Raw genomic sequence first — 1,798 nt, forward strand, 5'->3', positions numbered from 1 at the left:
TGATCGAGATGGTAATGTTATTGGTCATTCCGCCACCGCCGGTCTTTTTCGGTTTCGTGTGATCGATCACCGTTTCGCGAGGATGCATCATGGCAAGAAAGCCGCCCTTGCCATCCAGCCCGCCGGATCGGGCGCCGTTGCCGGTATAGCCGCCGCCGTCGTAAGTGAGTAAGTCACCCAGAAAAGCCAAAAGCCCGCCACCGGCACCTCCGCCAACCGCACCGACTATTGCGCTTTGAATCTGCATCTTTGCAATTTCCAGCAACAGATCCGCAATTGCTTCCTTGGCTGAGCGCGAACCGTCCATGATGGAAAAGAACACGTCCGTCATCCGGTCAGACCCACGTGCGGCGGCGTCCTCAGCTTCCTGAAGTTTGTCAGCCGCTGTGTCAGCAGCATCTCCGGCTTCGACATACGCCCGGGCGAGCGCATCAATCTGCCCTTGTAGCTCAGGAGTGATCTGTTTGCCTTCCCGTTGGGCAGCGGCCAGCAGCTCGGCCTTTGCCCGGGCGTATTCGATGGCATCGCCGTATTGTTTTCCGCTATTGGCGACGGCAACCAACGCCGCAGCTTCTGCGTTGAGCGAAGTCGTCTTTTGCCTGATGCGCTCAATTTCACGGGTCAGGTCGCTGTCGCTGCGTGATCCTCCACCGCCGCGAGACGTGGACGTTTCAGGTTCATCTATCAAAGGCGGGGCAGCCTTTGGGCGAATAGAGGTTGTCGGTGCGCTTCCTTTCCTGCCACGTTTTCCGAGACGGCGCGGCGGGGTTGTCAGACCAATCCCTTCTTCTTCAGCACCCGGCAGTGATGACCGCAATTCGCTGGCCCTCTCGATGGCCGAGGAAAGCGCTGTGGTTATCCGGCCAATGGCATCGGTCACAAAGTCAAAGGACACGCCGTCGATGTCTTCGAGGGCTTCAAATGCCTCGCCCGCGCGGGTGACAAGCCCGTCAATATCATCTTCGAAATCCTGCGCAGGCATCTGGCCGTCACGAAACTGACCGACCAGTGCCTGCATCTCGCTCGAAATCTCAGCCAACTCCAAACCCAGGTCAGTTTGCCCCAGTTCCAGTATCGTCGGAACCTCCTGAGCGATGGCGCGGCTGGCTGCCAACACGTCTGTTTCAAGGTCCCGATACGTCACCGCGAGCCCCTGAATGGCCTGTGCGTGTTCTTCGACCATCTCGGTAGACTTGCCGAATTCATCAATAGGTCCATCACCGGCGACAGCACGCGCACGATCGGTTCCACCTAGAGCGTCTTCAATCGTCGGTCCTGAATAGGTCTCGGCCACTGTCACAGCCAGTTTTTTTGCGACGGTGCCAATCCGCGTTTGCAGCCTTTCGAACTTGCGATCAAGCTCATCGGCTTTGGCTATCATTTCTTCATCCAGAACAGCGCCGACTTCGTGTGCGCGCCGGACGGTGCGGCGAAGGCCATCTTCACCGCGGCTGAGTAATTCAACGAACCTTTCGCCCGCGGTGCCACCAAAAACTTCGTCAGCAATTCTGATTTGTGCAGCGCTGTCCAAATCTTCCATCCGCCCAATGATGTCGAGCATCAGTTCTGACGGGTCTTCCAGACCCTTTTTGAGGCTTCTGGCATTGAACCCAAGACGATTGAAGGCCTCGGCGGCGGGGCCTTTGCCGGTAACAATAAACTCGTCCGCCCTGAGGTTCAGTTCCTTGAATCCGTCAACCAGGCTATCGACGCTGATCCGGTTCTGTTCGGCGACAAACGTCCATTCCTGAAAGCTCTGAAGCCCAAGGCCGGATCGCTTGGCTTCATCTCCGATCGA

At 57.5% G+C, this 1,798-nt stretch carries 1 protein-coding gene; it reads right to left on the minus strand.

What is annotated here, in order from left to right; translation table 11 throughout:
- Positions 1-1,798: hypothetical protein (locus ACR0K5_RS25030; protein ID WP_480632218.1), on the minus strand; the 1,798-nt coding region annotated here is incomplete at both ends.

It is taken from the genome of Ruegeria sp. AB9, from assembly GCF_056542585.1.